Annotated in this window: 16 protein-coding genes; 3 read left to right on the top strand and 13 right to left on the bottom strand. The window is 48.0% G+C overall.

Features of this window, described 5'->3' with window-relative positions; translation table 11 throughout:
• Positions 1-109: 109 nt before the first annotated feature.
• The 6 genes from ACW6QF_RS14835 to ACW6QF_RS14860 all read right to left on the bottom strand — a co-directional run bounded on the left by ACW6QF_RS14835 (position 110) and on the right by ACW6QF_RS14860 (position 8,464).
• Positions 110-568, bottom strand: a complete 459-nt coding sequence (locus tag ACW6QF_RS14835) for a hypothetical protein (RefSeq protein WP_456088393.1) — start codon at positions 566-568, stop codon at positions 110-112.
• Positions 569-593: 25 nt separating this feature from the next.
• Positions 594-3,632: a SusC/RagA family TonB-linked outer membrane protein gene (locus ACW6QF_RS14840; RefSeq protein ID WP_456088394.1), complete on the bottom strand. Its 3,039-nt coding sequence runs from the start codon at positions 3,630-3,632 to the stop codon at positions 594-596.
• 172 nt (positions 3,633-3,804) lie between these two features.
• Entirely contained in the window at positions 3,805-4,266 is a 462-nt protein-coding gene (locus ACW6QF_RS14845; protein WP_456088395.1) for an HU family DNA-binding protein, read from the bottom strand.
• Positions 4,267-4,455: 189 nt separating this feature from the next.
• Positions 4,456-5,598 carry an MFS transporter gene (locus ACW6QF_RS14850; protein ID WP_456088396.1) on the bottom strand — a complete coding sequence of 381 codons (1,143 nt, stop codon included), beginning with the start codon at positions 5,596-5,598 and terminating at the stop codon, positions 4,456-4,458.
• Positions 5,599-5,610: 12 nt separating this feature from the next.
• Complete coding sequence (locus ACW6QF_RS14855) at positions 5,611-6,711, bottom strand: ROK family protein (protein WP_456088397.1); 1,101 nt, start codon at positions 6,709-6,711, stop codon at positions 5,611-5,613.
• Between the two features lie 7 nt (positions 6,712-6,718).
• Positions 6,719-8,464, bottom strand: coding sequence for a class I mannose-6-phosphate isomerase (locus ACW6QF_RS14860; protein WP_456088398.1), 1,746 nt, complete (start codon positions 8,462-8,464; stop codon positions 6,719-6,721).
• A gap of 95 nt (positions 8,465-8,559) precedes the next feature.
• Here ACW6QF_RS14860 and ACW6QF_RS14865 point away from each other — a divergent pair, with 95 nt between their 5' ends.
• Entirely contained in the window at positions 8,560-9,453 is an 894-nt protein-coding gene (locus ACW6QF_RS14865; RefSeq protein WP_456088399.1) for an AraC family transcriptional regulator, read from the top strand.
• A 58-nt stretch (positions 9,454-9,511) separates the two neighbouring features.
• Here the strand turns inward: ACW6QF_RS14865 and ACW6QF_RS14870 are convergent, their stop codons facing one another.
• The 7 genes from ACW6QF_RS14870 to ACW6QF_RS14900 form a co-directional block, all read right to left on the bottom strand.
• Positions 9,512-10,705 (bottom strand): glycoside hydrolase family 97 catalytic domain-containing protein, encoded by a 1,194-nt coding sequence (locus ACW6QF_RS14870; protein ID WP_456088400.1) that lies wholly within the window; start codon positions 10,703-10,705, stop codon positions 9,512-9,514.
• On the bottom strand, positions 10,644-12,638 hold the full coding sequence (locus ACW6QF_RS14875; RefSeq protein WP_456088401.1) for a glycoside hydrolase family 97 catalytic domain-containing protein: 1,995 nt from the start codon (positions 12,636-12,638) through the stop codon (positions 10,644-10,646). The genes ACW6QF_RS14870 and ACW6QF_RS14875 overlap by 62 nt, the downstream gene beginning before the upstream one ends.
• Positions 12,639-12,805: 167 nt before the next feature.
• Positions 12,806-14,158, bottom strand: coding sequence for a TolC family protein (locus ACW6QF_RS14880; RefSeq protein WP_456088402.1), 1,353 nt, complete (start codon positions 14,156-14,158; stop codon positions 12,806-12,808).
• Positions 14,159-14,172: 14 nt separating this feature from the next.
• Positions 14,173-15,294: an efflux RND transporter periplasmic adaptor subunit gene (locus ACW6QF_RS14885; protein WP_456088403.1), complete on the bottom strand. Its 1,122-nt coding sequence runs from the start codon at positions 15,292-15,294 to the stop codon at positions 14,173-14,175.
• 46 nt (positions 15,295-15,340) lie between these two features.
• A complete protein-coding gene (locus ACW6QF_RS14890; protein WP_456088404.1) occupies positions 15,341-16,603 on the bottom strand; it encodes an ABC transporter permease in 1,263 nt (420 codons plus the stop codon).
• 111 nt (positions 16,604-16,714) lie between these two features.
• Positions 16,715-17,980 carry an ABC transporter permease gene (locus tag ACW6QF_RS14895; protein WP_298549614.1) on the bottom strand — a complete coding sequence of 422 codons (1,266 nt, stop codon included), beginning with the start codon at positions 17,978-17,980 and terminating at the stop codon, positions 16,715-16,717.
• Positions 17,973-18,656 carry an ABC transporter ATP-binding protein gene (locus ACW6QF_RS14900; RefSeq protein WP_298549681.1) on the bottom strand — a complete coding sequence of 228 codons (684 nt, stop codon included), beginning with the start codon at positions 18,654-18,656 and terminating at the stop codon, positions 17,973-17,975. The genes ACW6QF_RS14895 and ACW6QF_RS14900 overlap by 8 nt, the downstream gene beginning before the upstream one ends.
• Positions 18,657-19,077: 421 nt before the next feature.
• Here ACW6QF_RS14900 and purT point away from each other — a divergent pair, with 421 nt between their 5' ends.
• Entirely contained in the window at positions 19,078-20,259 is a 1,182-nt protein-coding gene (gene purT / locus ACW6QF_RS14905; protein ID WP_298549616.1) for a formate-dependent phosphoribosylglycinamide formyltransferase, read from the top strand.
• 182 nt (positions 20,260-20,441) lie between these two features.
• A complete protein-coding gene (locus ACW6QF_RS14910) occupies positions 20,442-20,840 on the top strand; it encodes a helix-turn-helix domain-containing protein (protein WP_456088405.1) in 399 nt (132 codons plus the stop codon).
• Positions 20,841-20,868: the final 28 nt, after the last annotated feature.

A 20,868-nucleotide genomic window follows, 5' to 3' on the forward strand; every position in this document is an offset into this window, starting at 1 on the left:
AATTTATAATGTTAATTAGTGTAGATAAAACTCAGACTTTTATATGCGATAGCCCTAAAGTTCTATCCAACGGGTGGGATACTTTTCAATTATTTTAGTGGAGTACTTTTCAGTTATTATCTACACTCAACGAAAGAGCCTCCGCCACTTTTACCGCTCTTTCGGCTTCCGGAAGTTCTGCAGTTTCGGACAATTGGATGACACGGTTGCATCGGTCGACTCCGATATAACCATTTTCCCACAGACTTTTGATATTTCCGTTCTCCGAGTTCAATGACTGATTGCTGTAGACATCCAGATTCGTATAGGTTCCCGGATTCTCATATGTCGGATAGCCATTGGTCTGCATAAACTGGTCCGTTCCCCACATCCACAACTGGCGGCTTTGATGCAAAGTTCGCAACATCGAGTAACAAGCATTCAAAGCCCCGTCAAATCCTTTCTTGGTCGGAAAATAGGTTTCTCCAGTCCCTATGCTGGAAGGATCCTCCTCTAAAAAGTCGGAACAACTTGTATAAGACAGTCCCAACAAGGAGAGTAACAATATCGATATATATTTCAGTTTCATCGTGATAGTTTATTATGATTATTGATTAAAATGACATATTCACACCCAGGGTATAGGTCACACCGTTAAGTGGTGTATCTCCACATCCTTTATCCGCCCATTCCGGATCCCAACCATCGTATTTGGTAAAGACGAACGGATTGTTCACTTGCAAATAAGCACGCAGGTTGGATATTCCGACCGATTTTGCCGTCAACCGGCTAAAATCATACCCTAACGTGATATGCCCTACACGCCAGAAAGAACAATCTTTGTAATAAGCCTTGTCGGCATTATTATTCGGGCTACCAGCCGCCGGATACTGGTTGGACGGACGGTTCGGTGTCCAATAAGGCACATTAGCAACATTATAACGAGTTCCCTTGAAGTCGCTGACCAACTCACTATGGTATGCGCTCTTCATGAATACACCTTGGCGAGTATAGATAAAGAAGGAAAGGTCAAAGCCTTTATAGGTGAACATGTTTGTCATACCGCCTGTCCAAGCAGGGAACGGATTACCCAAGATCGCCTTATCTTTCTCCGGCGTAATCTTGCCGTCGCCATCCAAGTCTCTGATCTTCACATATCCGGGCTTCGCACCATAACGCAACGCCTCTTTTTCTTCACCCAACTGCCAGATACCGTCGAATATGTAATCGTATGAAACTTTTACCGGCTTGCCGATAAACAAAGCATTACCTATATCATCGACTTTATCTCCGTACAATTCCAAGATTTCGTTCTTATTGACCGAAAAGTTCAGGCTGGTGCTCCAACTGAAATCTTTCGTCTTTATGTTCAATGAGTTGATCGTGACCTCGATACCCTTATTTCTGACCGACCCCACATTCTGTTCCAAAATGGTGACACCTTGGTGAGACGGGATTTTTCTATCCAAAATCAAGTCTTTTGTTGTCTTGTGATACAATTCGACCGAACCGTTGATCCGTTCGTCGAGGAATCCCATATCGATACCTAAGTTATACTCATAACTTTTTTCCCATCCCAACGCCCTGTTGGACATCTTGGCAGCCGAACCTTTGGCAGGCACATCATCCCAAACGTATAAGGTAGAAGAGAGCGTTGAAAAAGAGGAATAGGGGTCTACCGCATTGTTGCCTGCCACGCCATAGCTCAAACGGAGTTTCAAGTTGGAGAACAGGTTCAGGTTCTTGATGAACTCTTCTTCGCTCGCTCTCCAAGCCACAGCTGCCGAGGGGAAGAACCCCCACTGGTTCCCTCTTGCCAACTTGGAAGAACCGTCCCAGCGACCGGTCAATGTCAACAGATACTTATCTTTGAAACCGTAGTTGATACGGGCCATATAGGACAGCATGGCCGTATTGGTATATTTACTTGTCAACGAAGTCACTTTCGTCGAAGCAGCGAAATTGTACCAATATTCATCTTCGTATGTCAAATCTTCCACACCTCCCTTATAAGTTTCATCGAAATTATTTTCGGCACTGAACAAACCGGTGAAAGTCAAACTATGGTCTTCGGCTATCCGCGTATTGTAGGTAACAGTATTTTCCCACAGATAACCAAGTCCCCACAATGATTCCGAAGAAGCATCCGAAGCATTTCCTTTATTCGACTGCGTCATTTCTCCGATATACTCACCAGTCCGGCGATAGGAAAAGCGAGGCATGAAGTTAGTCTTGATGGCAAGACCATCGATCGGCTTATACTCCACAAAAGCATTCCCCCTCACACGGAACTGTTTCCTTTCCCATGTCTGGTTTTCCAAATCAAAGATCGGGTTGGTCGACCCAGTCTCTCCATACGTCGGGAAAAAGCGGTAAGAACCATCCTCTTCGTATGGATTCCCCCACGGGCGAAGGCGGTAAGCCGTATTCAGCATTCCCTTGGAACCTTGGTCGTAGACGGCATAGGAGGCAAGCATGGAGCCGCCGATCGTCACTTTTTCCCACATCTTGCCGGTCATCTTTGCGTTCATCGTATAGCGTTCGTAACCTTCCGATTTCAGCAGACCGTCTTCTTTCATATATCCCATAGACAAGAAGTGCGTCTCGTTCTTGTTTCCGCCCGCCAAGGAAACATTGTGGTTGGTCTGGAAACCGTTGCGGGTGATGAAGTCCACCCAATCGGTATCGATACCCTCTTCTATATATTGCAATTCATCCGAATTGATTTTCGAATCTTCCGGTATGCCACGGAAATCCACGCCGTCCTGATAGAACTGGTAGTATTGTTTCGCGTTCATCATTTCCGGCGCACGAGTCTGTTTCTTGAAGCCCACGCTTCCGTTGTAGGTCAGTTTGTTCTTCTGTTCGCGTCCGTCGCGAGTCGTCACGATAACGACACCGCCGGATGCACGGGAACCGTAGATTGCCGTCGAGGAAGCATCCTTCAAGACATCCACACGTTCGATATCTTCGGCAGACATCTGGTTGAAGTACCCCCAATCGGCAGGCATCCCGTCAATGACGACCAACGGCTGCACCGTCTTGCCGATCGCGCTCTGCCCACGGAGGATAACGGTCGATTCACCACCGGCACGGCCGTTGTTCTGCTGAACGCTCAAACCTGCCACCTGTCCTTTCAACGCTAATGTCGGGTTGACAGCGTTCTGCTGCGTCAAGGTCTCATTGTTCAACGACATGACGGCGCCCGTCACGTCCTTTTTCTTCTGCACGCCATAGCCGACCACCACGACTTCGTCCAACGCCTGCGTGTCTTCGATCAGCTTCACGCTGATATTCGTCTGATTGCCGACTTTGACTTCTTGTGTCACAAAACCGATATAAGAAACTTGTAAAACAGATCCTTTAGCCACCGTCAACGTAAAGTTCCCGTCCATATCCGTGATGACGCCGTTGGTTGTTCCTTTTTCAACCACGTTCACCCCGGCGATCGGCCCCATGTTGTCGCTGACCGTACCGGTAATTCTCACTTGGCCTTGCTGTTGCGAAACGGCAACGGTCGGTTGCAGCATGTTCTCAGCCGAGCTTATCGTCTGATTATCAGCAAAACCTGCTTGTGCACCCAAAAGACACACCAACGAAGTCCCGAAAAGCCGGATCTGCTTGTCCGGCCATTTACTTAAAAAGATGTTCATTCCTGCAAAATTTTGATATTAGATATAGTGTGTGAAAATTCTATCAAAAACATAATGCAGGATCAGTCCGTACCTGATATAGGATCAGATTACGACTGATGTAGGATCAGGCCCTTACTGATCCTACATCATGTTTTTCATGAAAAACAAAGATTATTCTTCCTTTCCGTGATTACAGTTCACCGGGGCGTTCTTCATCCCCACCCCCTTCATCCGGAGCAGATGATTCAACCCCATCCGGAAGTTCCATCCAGAAAATATTATCGCTGACCAATGAACGCGAAGCGACACGCCCGGAAGCAGTCCGGGTAATTTCAGGAATAAAACGTACCCGAACATCCGAAATCAACGAAGCATCGACCTTTTTCGGATCGTCGACCCCGTTCTTGGAAGCGTTGGCAGTATAATAGTACGTACCCAAGCCTTCCAGTTTCACGGTACGTCCTTGCGCCATGTAATCGGCCATCACGCCTCCCAGTTCCTTCAATACCGCATACGTATCCGCACGGCTCACGGTTGAGATTTTTGCCAATCGATCTGCGATTTCGTCTGTCGTAATCGGCTTCCCTACTGTAACGGACTGCGGGTACCAAAGCCCGTTCACTTTCTTTTTTACTTTCTTAAAGAATGCCATAATAAATGTTTTTAATGGTATTAAATTTACGTTTCCGGCGTATCACCGGGACCTGATTATTCTGTTGATTTTCGTTTTACAAACTAACAGATTATTCACAATCGTTTCATTACACAAAACATCTATTTGTTTATACAATTTTACGATTCTACAACTTCATCATCTTTCTCATTGTTTATCTATTTTTTCTCATGTAATCATCATCGACAAAGCCGCCAAATACAACAAACAAAACAACAATAAAGACAGACCGGCCGTTACTCCAAAACCGTCCGAAACCATCCCCATCACAGGCGTAACCAAGGCACCTCCCGAAACTCCCATAATCATCAAGGCTGAAATTTCATTGCTCCTGTCCGGTTTATGCTGCAAAGCATACGAAAACAAGATAGAAAACACACTGGAACAGGCAAAACCTATGACCGCAATCGCAGCAAAAAGCCCCCAAGAAACATGGACGAACAGCAAGAAGAAAAATGCAAGAATTGCAACCCACATACTTACCTGAAAATAAGTCCGAGGCTTCACACGTGCCAACAACAAAGCCCCGGAAAAAGTACCCGCCGTACGGAAAACGAAATAGAGGCTGGAACCCAAACCGGCCATACTTAATGGCATATCTGTCCGTACAATCAAATAATTAGGAATGGCCGTGTTTAATCCAACATCCATCCCCACGATAAAAAGAATACCTAAAAAAAGCAACCGGATCCTTTTATCTTTAAGCATTGACAAGGTCGATGAAAACCCGGTCCGGGACTCCCCGCCGCGCTTGTCCTGCGGAATACTATAACATACCCAAAAAGTGGAAAGAACCGAAATCACGGCATACAACCCAAATGCCAGCTTCCAGTTTCCCCAAAAAGCAGCTGCTGCACCCGCAACAACAGGACCTGAAAAAGAAGAGATTGACTTGATAAACTGGCCGAGCGTCAATATGCCGGCGACCTTGCCGGCCGGTACGACGCCGGCAAGCATTGGGTTCAAGGACACCTGAAGAATCGTATTGCCGATGCCCAACAGGGCAAAGGCAAACAGCAGATTCAGGAATGAATAAGAGAGAACCGGCATCAACATCGCAACAGAGGTGATGCCCAATGCCGTGACAACCGTATATTTCTTTCCGATTTTTCCCATCAAGACACCGGTCGGTATGGAAAACAGGGCAAACCAAAGGAATACCATCATCGGAAGCAGGTTGGCCGATGTATCGGATAGGGCAAAATCTTCTTTTATATAATTGGTCGCAATGCCGACCAGGTCGACAAACCCCATGACGAAGAAGCCGAACAGGATGGGGAAGAGGATACGATTTTCATGTCGTGTATTCATGGCATATATAATTTATCTGTTATCTAATCGGTTGAGCGCATAGACATAAGCTCCCAACGAGACAGAACGGCTGGTTCCTTGGTGGGTCACTGCAATGCCGGTCCTTTTGAAAGGATCATACGAGACCTTGCGGCCGGAACCGGGGACAGAGATCTGCCGGGACCGGCAACCGGCAAAAGAGGCAAATTCGTTTTCATCCTCCAGATTAAACACTTTCATCTGCAAACGGCCGAAAGTGCTTCCGTCCATCATGCCTATCGAGCCGTTCAGGACATCGAGCATGGCCGGCAATATATATTTGGAAGCCCCGGACAATCCGCCTCCGACAACGACAATCCCATCTATCAAGGTCAAAGCGGCGGACAACGCCTCGGCCGCCATCTCCCCCAACTCGGCAAAAGCCTTTTGCGCAGCGTTCCGGTCTCCCGGAAGCCGACCTTCCGCAATCCGGTAAATATCTTTGGGGGTCAGTTCGTCCGACCGTCCGGAACGTTCTGCGTAGACCCGTTTGACCGCCCGTATGCTGACACTTTCTTCCACGATAAACCGGGGATATTTCAGATTCCGCAGACACCACAGGTCGCCGCCCGTCCCATTGTCGCCGGACAATAGGCAACCATCCGTCACGACACCGGCACCGAACCCGGTCCCCAACGTGACCCCGATCAGATTCCGATACCGCTTTGTGCAACCGGCCTTCTCCAACCGGCTGTTTATTTCAGGAAGTATGCCGGTCAACGCCTCTCCGTATGCAAACAAGTTACCGTCATTATTAATAAACACCGGTATCCCAAATTGTTCCTGCAAATAAGCCCCCAAGGCTACCCCTCCCCTGAAAGCCGGGAAATTAGGCAAATCGCCGATGATACCAGCCTCGTAATCGGCGGGACCGGGAAAGGCGAAACTGATGGCCACCGGGGGATCCGGCAGCAAATCGTATATATGCCTGAACCCTTCCGCCAAGTTATTTAGACAACGGTCTATATGAGCCGGTGCAGATGGCAAAGTGAACGACTCTACGATTTCTTCTCCTCCGGCAATGGCCGAAAAGACAAAATTGGTTCCACCGGCATCCAATGTCATGACAATGCGTTTTTCCTTTTTGTAATCCATCGCTCTATTATTGTTTGAATCGAACATAAGCCTTGATCGTCCCACATTTTTTTCCCTTGGATATGCCACTCGGCGATATCGTATATTGTCCTACGGAAGCCGGGACAATAAACGTCTCGGCATAATGGACCACAAATGGCTCAAACTTCCCGTCCGGACTTTCCACAACCAACTCATCTCCTTCTATGACATTCAAAACGTTCACCCCATTTCCCGTATGGTGGAGCACCGTACCGATAAACCAATGGCGGCGCGTTTCTATGAATTCATTTTCATGCAAGCCGGTACGTTCTTCCCACCAGCCGTCTCCTTCAGCAACTCGCTCTACTCGATTGACCAGATATCGACATGCATACTCGGTCTGCCGCTCCCATTGGATCACGTGCGAGCCATGTCCAATGTTGATCGGGCGAGGCAGGCCATCCAAGCCCAAACGTCCCCAGTCCCATAGTTTGAATGTAAAGAGACTGGGAGTCGCGCTAATTTCCAGAACCATCGCACCTGCACCAGAACAATGGATCGTCCCAGCGGGGATCAAAAAATGGTCATGCTTCTTCGCCGGCCATTGGTTCACATATTTACCGGCGTCAAACGGTTCGCCCGTTTCCTGGGCTTCCTGCAAAGCTGCGATCATCTCGCCCGGATCGACTCCGGTTTTCACACCTAAAAATACGGTTGCCTCTCTTTCGGCGTCCAAGAGATAATAGCTTTCATCTTGCGTATAGGGCATGCCGAAAGTATCCCGAATATATTGAGTTGTCGGATGTACTTGAAGACTCAAATTGCCACCTCCCATCGTATCGAGAAAATCAAAACGTATTGGGAAACTCTGTCCGAAACGAGCCTCCACCGGTCCTCCCAAAACGTCACGGGTCCGATAAAAAATGAGGTTATTGGACGGCATCTCGAAAAGCGTTCCGGAGACATTCAGATAAAGACTGTTTTCTTCGGGAACGCAGTCGAAACACCAACCGAAATTATCCCGGTCTTTATCAAGATCACAAACTTCTTTCATCCATTGGCCTCCCCAAGGCGCCGGATCAAAAAACGGGACAACACGGAAAGGTCTGTGAGCCGTTTTCTCCAAACCGGTTTTCCAGGTCGCCCCTCCTATCATTTTAGGAACTTCCTTGATATGCGTGTCCAACCAATAATCCACCCTGTCCAACAATTGCTTCTTCAGATTGTCGCATACGATCCAGTCTATGAAGTAACCTCGTTTATAATGGATGGAAGGAACTACGCAACGGTCTTCTACCCCTAAGCCATTCACCTCTTTCCGCCTAAAACGTTGTTGGATTTCCCAGCGTGCCATATCCGCATAGATCAGTATATCCGGACAGCCAAAAACCTCGACCGCTCCATGCCCACACAGGACGACAAGCCCTTCCGTATTCTCTATCTGCCTACGGCATACCATGACTTTGTCCATATCCAAAAAATCCGTATAAGAGAAATGGGAACTATATCCAAACAAGAAATCGTTAGTCATATAAGATGCTGTCATCTGTTCTATTTCTTCCGGAGATTTGAACAAACAGTCGGTATCAATCAGCAAAGCCGGAGACAGTTCTTCAAAATGAGATAAGAATTCCTGCTTGTACACTCCTTGATAACATTCTACAACAACGACCTCTCGAGGTTTATCTACAAAGCCAACAGTACCCACCTGATCTAATATTTGGCTCCATCCTATCCATATCTTCCCTTCAACAAGGGTCGACGGTTGTTTATCATAATTACTTTTTCTCATCGTTCTAAATTATTTTTTGCAAAGATATTTTACTTCCTATTTGTTTTTAAGTACATTTGTTTCGATTTTCTTATACAATCTTATGATCTTCTGTTATGATTAAAATGAAAGAAGGATTTAAAGGAGAACGCTTTGTCTATCTACCTGAAGAGTCATTAAAAGAATATAGTAAGGATCCTCTTATTGGCAACCTTTACGTGCGTAAAATAGGTTTCTTTCCAAAGGTTAAGTTCCATTACGTGCAAAAAGAGAATGGAGTGGATTATGCCATGCTTATTTATTGTACAGATGGAAAAGGTCTATATCATATTCACGGTAAAACATATCAAATTGAAAAAAATCAATATATTATTATTCCCCCTTATGTCCCTTATGGATTTGAAGCCGATGTAAACGACCCATGGACCATCTACTGGATTCATTTTCGAGGTAAATTAGTTGATTCCTTTCTTTTTCCCAATCCATCTCCTCAAATAATCCAATCGGATGAACGTTCGAGACAGCAAGTCCGTATAAGTTTGTTTGAAGAAACATATAATAGTTTTGCAATGGGATATATCAAAGAATATTTATCCTATTCCTCCATGTGCTTGTATACATTCTTATCCACATTCATTTTTCAGGAACAATTTCGACACATCGGAGCTCCAACTCACAATGAAATTTCTTTTTCTATGCGGGTTATCTATTACTTACAGGAACATGTGGAAGCCAATTTGACCTTAAAAGATTTAGCGGAATATTTCAAATACTCGGAATCCCATTTTTCCACCTTATTCCAAAAAGAGACAGGAACTTCTCCCATCAATTACTTTACGCGTCTCAAAATACAGAAAGCCTGCCAGTATATCGAACTTACGAATATGAAACTAAACGAGATTGCGATGCGGCTCGGATTCGAAGAGCAAGCCTATTTTTCCCGTGTCTTTACCAAAGTCATGGGAATATCTCCTTCCGCTTACCGAAAAAAAGAAACCGATAGCAGATAAATAAAAGAAAGCTGGAGAAGGAACATCCACCTCCGGCTTTCCACGTGATTTGAAATACCTATTGAATATTAAAAATCGAAAAATGCAGCACACATCCGCTATTCCCGATCAGGTCGATGGTTATCTCATTTCGATTGTCCAACTTGATCTTCTTGATATCGACGACATCCTTTTTCTTCTCGGAAGCCTGGTAATAAAGTGTGGCGGTATAATCCTTCTTGTTTTTCAGAAAATCAAGAGGTAAGGAGACCTGCTTCTTGTCTCCGGCATTCAACATGCTTACGTACCAATCGGAACCTGAACGGCGGGCGACCACAGCGTATTTCCCCATTTCTCCCTCCAGAAAACGGGTTTCGTCCCATACGGTCGGAATAGAATTATAAAAACGGGTTGCCGCATCTGTTTTAATCACTGATTCGACAGAACCTGCACCACCGGCCCGTCTCGGTGATTTTTCGGGACGGTCATACCAATAAACAAACTGCCAGGGACTGTAAATAGCGACCAATTTAGCCAATTGGGCAGCACGTCCCCCCATCTTTTCCGTGACTCTTTCCGCAAAATAACAGTTGGTATAATCACCCGCTCCGCAGATCATGCGATTATAGAATGTATAGACAGCCTGATCCAGCGACGGACTTTCTTCGTCACCGCGGATACCTTCCTGAGTCAGTAAATTCGGATACGTACGTGAATAGCCCGTCGGACGATACTCGTCGTGGATATCCACCATCAATTCATATTTGGCCGCTTTGCGCACTGCCTGATGCAACCACGCCGTAGCGTACTGGTCGCCCACATTCACAAAACCATATTTTACACCTTTGATCCCCCATTTCTTATATAAAGGCAGGATTTCATCCAATTGCTGATGCAACGCTTTTTTATTCACATAGACCAGTATGCCAACTCCTTTTGAATTGGCATATTCTATTACCTCAAGCAGATCGAGCGGACCTTTTGAACGGGCCGGATCGACCGTAACAGTGGTCGCGTCCGACTTTACATCCTCCTCCGCCCCATACCAACCGGCATCAAACAGCACATAAGCAATATTGTTTTCTGCTGCAAAATCAACACAAGCCATACTGCCTGCCGTTGTCAACGTAACTTCACGAATCACCTGTCCGGGCTTGATCCAGCTGGTATTCGCTATCTGATTAGGTTCATTCAGGTTAAGGACGAAGTAATTATTTTCGACCAATTTTCCCGGAAGGGCTGACAAGCGGAAAAGCCGCTTGCTCACCAACACGCATGGACGGAGTTTTCTTAATAACAAGACACGCGCCACCGCCCGGAGCCAACTTCAATGCCTGTTTATCATTGTTTGTCAGTTGCCGAGTCGTAACTTTCAAGCTTTCCCGGTTTGTCAGATAGTGGGCATCGTCGCCGTCTTCGATGACTTCAACAGTATATTTCCCTTTTTCCAGGAAAGAAAGAGGCAGATCTATCGTCCTTCCGGACTCATTCGTGGCCGCACCGACTAAGTAGGCATCCTCCGTTTCACGCATCATCACGATATACTCCCCGATTTCACCGGCCAGGGTACGGCTCTCTTTCCACGGCATCTTCTGGGCAGACAGGAAGTTCAACAAAGCCGGGTACTTCCGGTAGTATTCCGGAATATCCGGCAAAATAGTCACGCCAGAAAAAGCAATCAGCGTACGGGCAGCTTCCGACACCAGTGTGGAAGGAACCGGCTGGCTCTCGTCCACACGTGTCGTATGCCCTTGGCGAAGGTCGAACATCCCGTTGTTCATATCGACCGGACCGGCAACCATATTGACGAAAACGGTCGTCACAAATGTTTTAGGCTCGAACACATGATGTCCGTCCAATTGAGCATGGCAATATTCGCGTGTCACGGCGTTCGGCCAGGTACGCATCTGTCCGTATGGATGAACCGGACCGTCATGGAAATCGACCAACAAGTGATTTTGAGCGCAAAGCTCCGTGATCTTTTTCGTCCATTGGTTCTTTTCTTCCTGCGTTCCGCTCATAAAACCGTATTTAACCCCGGCTGCTCCCCAATCGCCATACTGATTCAAGGTCTTTTCTATCGGATATTTCCGGCCTCCGACATCATTCAGATAAAGCCAGATTCCGACACCTTTCTCTTTTCCATATTTCAACAGCCGTTGCACATCCTGCGCTTTTTCCCCTTCTACCGGATCGGAATCCGATTCGAATTCCGGCCCGTACCAATTGGCATCCAGCACCAGGTATTTAAAACCTTGCTCGGCGGCAAAATCGACCATCCGCACCCAAGAAGGATATGACATTCCATATGTAAATCCATCCCACACAGCCCCGTTGATACGCCAGTCCCAGACAGCCAATCCCGGTTTTACCCACGAAAAGTCATAGCGGGGATCGGGGTCCGGATTCAGCAACTCCAACAAATGGGAATCAGTCAACGCGCCAGGCGTCGCCCCATACATAACGACGCGCCAGGCTGAAGTATATCCCGGCGACAGACCGGCCGGCTTGGATGCGACCGAGAAGAGCGATTCTCCCCCTTTGGATTGTAAGACAAGAGGCGCTCCCGTTTCCAGGCAGGCTTCATGGATCGCCATATAATGTCTATCACCCGCCTTCACCGTCATCACCGGTAAACGGGTTCCATCTGTTTCCGTCAACTTTTCGGGTCCTATATTATGATTCTCGCCATTATAGAACCATGCCGTATAATCTCCGGCAAAGTGATAGGCCGTCAATTCGGACTGCACATTTACATGCGGTCCTTCGCCATCCGGTATTTTATAACAGAACGCAAAGCCGTCATTATATCCACGGACAACCAACTGCATCCGCTCCGGTTGCCCGGCCGGATTCACCAAACCGATCACCAATTCATTGAAATGATCTTCAACCACAGCCCGTTTTCCCCAGAGCGGTTTCCATTCATCCCGTACTTTCCGGTCGGATACTTTCTCTATTTTCCAACCGGAAGAAGGAACCGTCTCCTGTGATTCCAATTTGAAACCCAGCGGAGATTCTTTGATCAATATTTCTCTATCGGCTGCAAAAGTGTAGGTCAACAAACCGTCGTCATGTCGCTGAATAGCCATCACCAACTTTTTGTCGGGAGAGAAAACCTGATAAAGTTCGGATTGAGCCCAAACGCTGCCCCCCTCCAGCCAAACGAACAGCAGCAAAACTAATGTCACAAATCTTGTATTCATAATATGTTTTTGTAGGTATTAATAGTAGATCCTTTCCATTAAACGATTATACTTTCATGGTCCTTGAATTGTAAATCATAATCTATCGGACAAATATAAGAACAAAAAGAAGGTTTCCATCACAGAGACCTTCTTTTTCTTAAACAAATGTGTCTAACTTAAATATGTTATAGTGTTATTGGTGTGCCGTTATAGAAGTCCAGGATTTTGGTACGGAAGATGAAGTCATACTTGGCTTGTGCCTGCTCGGACAAGCTCTGGGCATACTTCGTTTTGGCTTCGCTGTATTCGAAGACCGTGCTCTTGCCGGCGGCATAACGGTCTTCGGCATAAGAGAAAGCTTCTTTGCTGGCTATGACCGATTTATCGGATGCGGTATATTTATCCTGGGCGGCGGTCGCATTGTAATAGGCTTGCTGGATTTCCTTATACAACACTTTCTTCGTATTCTCCATCATCAACTCGCGGTTGCGGATATTGATACGGGCGGAGCGGACATTGTTGCGCGTCTGGAAACGGTTGAACAAAGGGATGCTCAGGCTGAAGCCGATCGTCTTACGCCCGTTATTCTTCAACTGGTCGCTGAAAGGAAGGTTCGTATAGTCGCCATCGCCGGAATAATGGTAATAGCCGTTGCTGTAGCTGGCGCCGAAATTCAGTTTCGGATAATAGCCAGCCTGCGCCACTTTCAGCATCTTCTTCTGACTTTCCAACAAATACTCCTGCTCCTTGACCTGCGGCTTGAAAGCAACGGCATGATCATAGACATTGTCCGGTGGGAGAATGCTGCTCATATACTCTTCGACAGCATCCTCGATTTCAGGGACTACGATATCGAAGTTTTCACCGTCGCGCTCCAGTTCGAGGCTTTGCGTCAGGTCGAGCAATGCCAGTTTCACATTGTTGCGTGCTTCGGTCAGCGAGACTTCGTCCTTCGCCAGCTGCGCTTTCATATCGTATAACTGGGAAAGGGGAACTTTCCCGTTCTTTACCAAAGCTTCGGTTTTCACGACCTGTTCATTGCTCAGCGCGACCTGCAACTCGGCGATCTTCTGGACTTCCTTATTATACAAAACCTGCAAATAGTAGGAAGCGACATTGATCGACAAGTCTTCCTTCGCTTTATTCAACGTTTCGACAGCCGCTTTCAAGTCCAGCTTGCGGGCAGCGATATCGTTCGGAATACGCAAACCGTCGAATATCGGCATACTCAAAGAGACGGACGCCGAGGTATTGGCCGAGTTCTGATCCACAATCACCCCCGATTTGGAAGGAGAGCGTCCGAAATCGAAGTTCTGTCCGACATTGGCATTCAGGTCGGGCAACCAACTGAATTTGCTGGTGTTCAATTCCACTTTCCGGCTTTCCTGGTCCTGCTCCCTCTGCTTCAGATCGATGTTATGCTCGATTGCATAGCGGATACATTCTTCCAGGGACCATTGTCTGGCGGGTTCCTGCCCCCAAGCCAAAGAACCGGAAAGAAACAAAGTCGTAGCGATTATTAATTGGTGTCTCATCATTTTACTGTTTACAATTATTTCTTATTCGGATCGACAATCGCCCCGCGTACCTTTTCGTTTTCGGACAGGCCTTCCTTGATCTCGATCTTGATACCATCGGACAAGCCAACCTTAACGGCACGCTTTTCAAACTGCTGTTCCGGCTTTTCCGCTTTTACCACCTGCACGAAGGTCGAATCGCCGCTAAACTCGACGCAGCTTTCGGGTACGGACAAAACATCTTCGGCACGCTTCAACACGATCTCGGCATTGGCACTGTAGCCGGCACGGATAAAGGCATCGCCGGGCATGTGTACGGCCGCCTTCACCTCAAACAGGACGGCTCCGTTCTCTTCCACTCCCTTAGGAGCCACATACTCCAGTTCGGCATCGAACGTGCGGCTTTCCATAGCGCCGACCGTCAGTTTGATCGGCATCCCTTCGTGGATACGGCCGACTTCCGTCTCGTCCACTTTCCCCTTAAAGATCATATTGTTCATATCGGCAACGGTCGCGATCGTCGTACCGTCGTTGAACGTGTTCGACTGGATCACCGAGTTACCGACCTTGATAGGCACATCCAGGATCATGCCGGTGATCGTGGAACGGACCTGTGTCGTACTGGAAGCGGCAGACCGTTTGGAGATACCTTCGCGGATGATCTCAAGAGCATCCTGAGCATTCTCGGCCTCTTCCTGCGCCTTCTTATAGTTGGCAAGAGAAGTCTCATAGTCTTCTTTGGAGATAACCCCCTGCTTGTGCAATTCTTCATCCCGTTTGAACGTGGCGCTGATCTGTTCGAGGCTGATCTTCGCCACCCGGACACGCGATTCGGCGCTGTTCAACTGAACCATTTCAGGGATGACCTTGATACGGGCAATGATCTCCCCTTCTTTCACCATCTGTCCGGCTTCTTTCAACAATTCGGAGATAATCCCCGACATCTGCGGTTTGATAAGGACTTCGTCGCGGGGTTCGACCTTTCCGGTCGCCACGGTCTTCGTCTCAATCGTGTCACGTGCAGGAGTAACCAACTCATAGACGGTAATGACGGGTTGCGCTTTCTTCCATAAGAAATAGAAAGTGCCGACAACAGCAGCTCCCACTAATACCAAAAAGATGATCCGCAGGACTTTTTTTACGATACGATTCTTCATAACTATATCTAATTTTTAATTTTCAATTCTCTATTTTCAATTCTCCCTATTCTTCCCTGATCGCGTCGATCGCTTTGATCTGCATTGCACGCCAGGCGGGGATCAACCCGGCGAGGAGACCGCTGAACAGCAGGATTACGGTAGCGGAGACCGCTGTCCCGATATGGATTTCGGGATTGGAGAAGAACGTTTCGTCAGACGAAGCTCCGCCACTTGCCATCGCATTGTTCACCACATCGAGCAGGAACACCCCTGCGCTAAGCCCGATCAACCCGGCAAGGGAGGTCAGCAGCAGGCTCTCGCTCATGATCTGCGAAATAATATCGAAAGGCTTCGCGCCGATCGCACGACGCACACCGATCTCGCGTGTCCGCTCCCGCACCGTCACCATCATAATATTACTCACCCCGATGATGCCGGCCAGCAGAGTGCCGATACCGACCAGCCAGACCAGAATATTGATACCGGTGAACAGCATGTTGAATGTTTCGAACTGCTTGGCTATCGTAAAGCTGCTGATGGCATGTTCGTCCGTCGGGGAAATCTCGTTCTGCGAACGCAGGACCGTCTTTATGTCTTCCACCATCTTGTCGCAAGAGTAACCGTCGTCGGCCGTCGCGCAGAGGAACCAGAACTTATCTCCCTGGTTGGAAGCCTGCTGGAGCGTCTTGAACGGGATCATCACGCTCTCTTCCGTACGCCCGCCGATCTGGGCACGCGGCTTCGGCTTGATCACACCCACTACCTGGTAATAGATGCCGTTCACCCGTATGTACTGCCCGATCGGATCTTCATCCGGAGCAAAAAGGACTTCGCGCACGATATTACCGATCAGGCACACCTTACGCTTTTCGATCATGTCGATTTCATTCAACAGACGTCCCGCCAGGATATGCTGCGTTTCGATATTGAAATATTCGGAATAGACGCCACGCACGTTATACGTACCCGCTTTCTGTCCTCTCACCACATTGTTCTGTCCGCCCCATTGCATGATCATCGGCGAAAGAAAACGTACGCCTTTCACACGCTGGCGGATCGTCTCCAAGTCACGGTTGCGCATCTGCCAGTAGCGTCCTTTCTTATACCCCTTGTAGGGCTCGCCCGTCCGTTCGGAAAAGAAGAAGGCAGAGTTCGTCGAAAAACCGTCGACGTTCTTCAACACGCCATTCTTAAACCCGTTGCCGGAGCCCAACAGGATCACGAGCATCAGGATGCCCCAGAACACTCCGAAGCCGGTCAGCAGGCTACGGGTTTTATTACGGGTGATCGTCACCCATATCTCCACCCAACGATCTATATCAAACATCTTTTTTCAAATTAAAAATTAGAAATTGAAAGTTGAAAAATAATACATTGAGAATTAAATACTAAAATTGCGACTGCCACCATCATTTTTTAATTTTCAATTCTCAATTTTTCATTCATTGCGCATGGCCTCGATCGCCGTGATCTTGACCGCCTTGCGGGCAGGGAAATAGCCGGCCAGCACGCCTGCCCCGATGATCAGGGCCGTAGCGGACAGCGCCACACTGAGGTTCACCGTCGGATTCAGGAAGATGCTCATGTCATCCTGCGAAACATCCTTTCCGGCATTCATCATCTCCATGACCGAATTGATTCCTTCCGTCAGCCCGATACCTAAGATCATGCCCAAATAGCCGAATACCGCCGTGATCAGGATCGATTCGACAATGATCAGTTTCAGGATGGAGAACGGAGTCGCCCCTATCGCCTTCCGGATGCCGAACTCCCTCGTCCGCTCACGTACCGTTATCAGCATGATGTTGCTCACGCCGACAATGCCGGCAGTCAGTGTCCCGATACCGATCACCCAGATAAAGAGGGCGATACCGTTCATCATCCCGTTCAACATCATGAAATTTTCGAGCGTGCTCCACATACCGATCGCCCGCAGGTCTTCGGGATCGAACTTATGCCGCATTCCCATCTGCTGGCGGAAACGCTTCTCGAAAGCGTCAAATTCTTCCTGTGTGGAAATACCTTTCACCGTAAAGACGATCTCGTCCAGCCCGTAGCCGGCGTTATACAAGGTCTGCGCCGTGCTGAAAGGGATATAGGCGGGCGCATTGTTGTCGTTGTCCTCCGCCTTATAGACGCCGATTACCTGGTAGGCGACACTTCCGGCATTCACATATTTGCCCAGCGGGTCCGCCCCTTTGAAAAGTACTTCTTTCATACGAGGGCTCAGGACAATCACCTTTCTTTTTTCCTTCACATCTATATCATTGATAAAACGGCCGTTCCCGACCGTCATTTCGATATTGTCGATCACCGCCTTCGACGGATGCACGCCGTTCAGGGAATAGGCGTTATATTCGTCTCCGTAGGAAAGCGTATCGCTCCGGCTGATACTTGCCGTAATCAAGTCTACTTCGGGATTTTCACGCGGGATGGCGATCAGGTCTTCATCCTTGTATTCGATCCTGCGGTTCATCTGCATCCCCTTATACGGCTTGCTCGTGTAGCGCGGCCATGTCTCCACCCGGTTCAGGCTGAAATTGCGGAAGTTCGACATGATCCCGTTCTTCATCCCGTTGCCTGCCCCCAAGAGGACAATCAACATGAAGATCCCCCATGCCACGGAGAAGCCGGTCAGGAAGGTACGGAGTTTATTCTTTTGGATCGTACTCCATATTTCTCGGAAATTATCAAAGTCAAACATGTCCCAATCCTTTTTCTATTGTTTCTATCAGACCGTCCTTCACGCGGATAATACGGTCGGTCGCCTCGGCCACGGAAGGTTCGTGCGTCACGATCACCATCGTCAGCCCTTCGAGGTTCACATTGCGGAGCAGTTCCATCACCTCGACCGTCGTCTTGCTGTCCAACGCTCCGGTCGGTTCATCCGCCAGGATCACCTGCGGCTTGGCAATCAGGGCACGGGCAATGGCGACACGCTGCTTCTGTCCGCCGGACATTTCGTTCGGCATGTGTTCCGCCCAGTCTTTCAACCCGACCATGTCTAAATACTCCAGCGCCATAGCGTTGCGCTTCTTACGGCCTATGCCTTGATAGTAGAGGGGCAACGCCACGTTCTCCATCGCATTTTTGAATGAAATCAAGTTAAAGGACTGGAAGATGAATCCGATCATGCGGTTACGCAGTTCCGCCGCGCGTGTTTCGCTCAGATTGCGGATCAACTGCCCGTTCAGGGTATAAGTGCCCGTATCGTATGTATCCAGTATTCCCAAAATATTCAATAATGTGGATTTTCCTGATCCCGACGCACCCATAATAGAGACCATCTCTCCCTTCTCTATGTCCAAGTCTATGCCTTTCAAAACGTGCAACGGCGCACCGTTGAAATACGTTTTGTTAATTCCTTCCAGATGAATCATCATATTTATTGTTGCTTTTATCTATTAGACGAACATTTTGCCAAATCGTTACACAAATAGTAAAATATTTTGTCATTAACTGCCACAAATATATGCTTTACCAAAATACCTTGTATCACAAGGTACTTATATTTAACCCAAATTAACCTCACAAAAGTTTATATTCCTTTGCAGAAAACGATCTTTACATCTGCACGGAAGTTTGATCAGACTTGCATCTATTTTATTCTCTGCAATACCGTATATGTTTTCGACAATGTCGTGTATATTCTTGACAACCTCAATTATATTCTCGACAATGCCGAAAACAAATTACACTTGCATCTATTCGGAAATCCCCCATCGGGAACCATTGGTCAATTGCCAATATTCCTGTACCTTTGCGCCTGCAAACAAAGAAAATATAATACATTCGACAAATATGGTAACAATAGGAACACCGAAGTCGGCTACCGCAACGAAGGTTTTGCTCTGCGGTTCCGGCGAATTAGGCAAAGAGTTTGTAATCGAATTGCAACGTTACGGAGTGGAAGTGATCGCTTTGGACAAATATGCAGATGCTCCGGCCATGCAGGTCGCCCACCGTTCGTATGTCGTATCGATGTTGGACGGAGATGCCTTGCGCGAGATTGTAGAAAAAGAAAAGCCGGATTATATCGTTCCCGAAGTGGAGGCCATCGCGACCCGGACGTTGATGGAGCTGGAAAAAGAAGGATTCCATGTCATCCCGACCGCCCGTGCCACCTGGCTGACGATGAACCGCGAAGGCATCCGCCGTCTGGCCGCCGAGGAATTGGGTTTGCCGACCTCTCCTTATCGCTTTGCCGAGACGGAAGAAGAGTTTATCGAGGCCGTCAAAGCGATCGGGATGCCGTGTGTCGTCAAGCCGATCATGAGTTCGAGCGGACACGGACAGAGCGTCATCCGCAAAGAGGAAGACATCGACCGCTCGTGGCAGTATGCGCAGGAAGGCGGACGTGCCGGCGCCGGGAAGGTGATCGTCGAGGGGTTTGTCGATTTCGACTACGAAATCACCCAGTTGACCGTCCGTCATATCGGAGGCACATCATTCCTGGAACCGGTCGGACACGTACAGGTCGACGGCGACTATCGCGAATCCTGGCAGCCGCAGGCGATGAGTCCGGTTGCCAAAGAAAAGGCACGCGAGATCGCAGGCAAGATCACGGAGGCGCTTGGCGGCCGCGGTATCTTCGGGGTCGAATTGTTTGTCAAGGGCGAAGATGTCATTTTCAGCGAAGTCTCTCCCCGTCCGCACGACACAGGAATGGTCACGATGATCACGCAGGATCTTTCGCAGTTCGCCTTGCATGCCCGTGCCGTATTGGGCTTGCCGATCCCGAACATCGCCTTCCACGGTGCAGGCGCTTCGCGTGCCGTCGTGGTCGAAGGGGACAGCAACCGACTCGCGTTAGGCAACCTCGATAAGGTACTGGAACAGCCGGACACCCAAATGCGCTTCTTCGGCAAACCGGAAGTCCACGGACATCGCCGTATGGCCGTGCTGCTGGCTCGCGGACTGGATGTGGCCGATGCACGCCGGAAAACCGGGGTGATGATGGAGCGGTTGGAGATAAAGTTATAATATTCAGGGCGGTTTTAGCCCGACACCGATGCAGGTGAAGCGATAGAGACATCATCGCCATCGTTATAATGGGCTTTGATAATATCAGCAAATGCTATGTCTTGATATTTCTCTGTGGAATAATCAGTAATCGGATATTATTGCTTATTTTTGCTTCAAAGAAACTAAAATAATAAAGTCTTATGGAAACAACAGCAGTAAGAAGGAGCAATCATGGTGCAAACGTAAAACGTTGGCGGGAATGGCGAAACATCAATCAGGATGTATTGGCTGAAAAGATCGGCGTGTCACAAGCGACCCTTTCCGGATACGAGAAAAGAGACAAACTGGAACCTGAAATATTAGAGAAAGTTGCTAATGCATTAGATATTCCAGTGGAAGCTATTACAGAATTGAATGACGGCACTTCCATTAATATTTTTTCCGGCACGTGGAAAGATAATGCTTATGCTTCTGGCTATATAACCTATATAGCCAATATCAATCCTTTAGAAAAAGTTATCGAGCTTTACGAGCGCCTGTTAAAATCGGAACAAGAGAAAGTCGCCATCCTACAGGAAACAATACAGGATCAGAAATAGCATGGGCCATAGATAAAACTTTTGCACA

This window comes from Parabacteroides sp. (genome assembly GCF_977054455.1).

Coding starts and splice junctions, on each gene's coding strand:
- ACW6QF_RS14835 (WP_456088393.1), bottom strand. CDS start 568: ATGAAACTGAAATATATATCGATATTGTTACTCTCCTTGTTGGGACTG.
- ACW6QF_RS14840 (WP_456088394.1), bottom strand. CDS start 3,632: ATGAACATCTTTTTAAGTAAATGGCCGGACAAGCAGATCCGGCTTTTC.
- ACW6QF_RS14845 (WP_456088395.1), bottom strand. CDS start 4,266: ATGGCATTCTTTAAGAAAGTAAAAAAGAAAGTGAACGGGCTTTGGTAC.
- ACW6QF_RS14850 (WP_456088396.1), bottom strand. CDS start 5,598: ATGAATACACGACATGAAAATCGTATCCTCTTCCCCATCCTGTTCGGC.
- ACW6QF_RS14855 (WP_456088397.1), bottom strand. CDS start 6,711: ATGGATTACAAAAAGGAAAAACGCATTGTCATGACATTGGATGCCGGT.
- ACW6QF_RS14860 (WP_456088398.1), bottom strand. CDS start 8,464: ATGAGAAAAAGTAATTATGATAAACAACCGTCGACCCTTGTTGAAGGG.
- ACW6QF_RS14865 (WP_456088399.1), top strand. CDS start 8,560: ATGATTAAAATGAAAGAAGGATTTAAAGGAGAACGCTTTGTCTATCTA.
- ACW6QF_RS14875 (WP_456088401.1), bottom strand. CDS start 12,638: ATGAATACAAGATTTGTGACATTAGTTTTGCTGCTGTTCGTTTGGCTG.
- ACW6QF_RS14880 (WP_456088402.1), bottom strand. CDS start 14,158: ATGATGAGACACCAATTAATAATCGCTACGACTTTGTTTCTTTCCGGT.
- ACW6QF_RS14885 (WP_456088403.1), bottom strand. CDS start 15,294: ATGAAGAATCGTATCGTAAAAAAAGTCCTGCGGATCATCTTTTTGGTA.
- ACW6QF_RS14890 (WP_456088404.1), bottom strand. CDS start 16,603: ATGTTTGATATAGATCGTTGGGTGGAGATATGGGTGACGATCACCCGT.
- ACW6QF_RS14895 (WP_298549614.1), bottom strand. CDS start 17,980: ATGTTTGACTTTGATAATTTCCGAGAAATATGGAGTACGATCCAAAAG.
- ACW6QF_RS14900 (WP_298549681.1), bottom strand. CDS start 18,656: ATGATTCATCTGGAAGGAATTAACAAAACGTATTTCAACGGTGCGCCG.
- purT (WP_298549616.1), top strand. CDS start 19,078: ATGGTAACAATAGGAACACCGAAGTCGGCTACCGCAACGAAGGTTTTG.
- ACW6QF_RS14910 (WP_456088405.1), top strand. CDS start 20,442: ATGGAAACAACAGCAGTAAGAAGGAGCAATCATGGTGCAAACGTAAAA.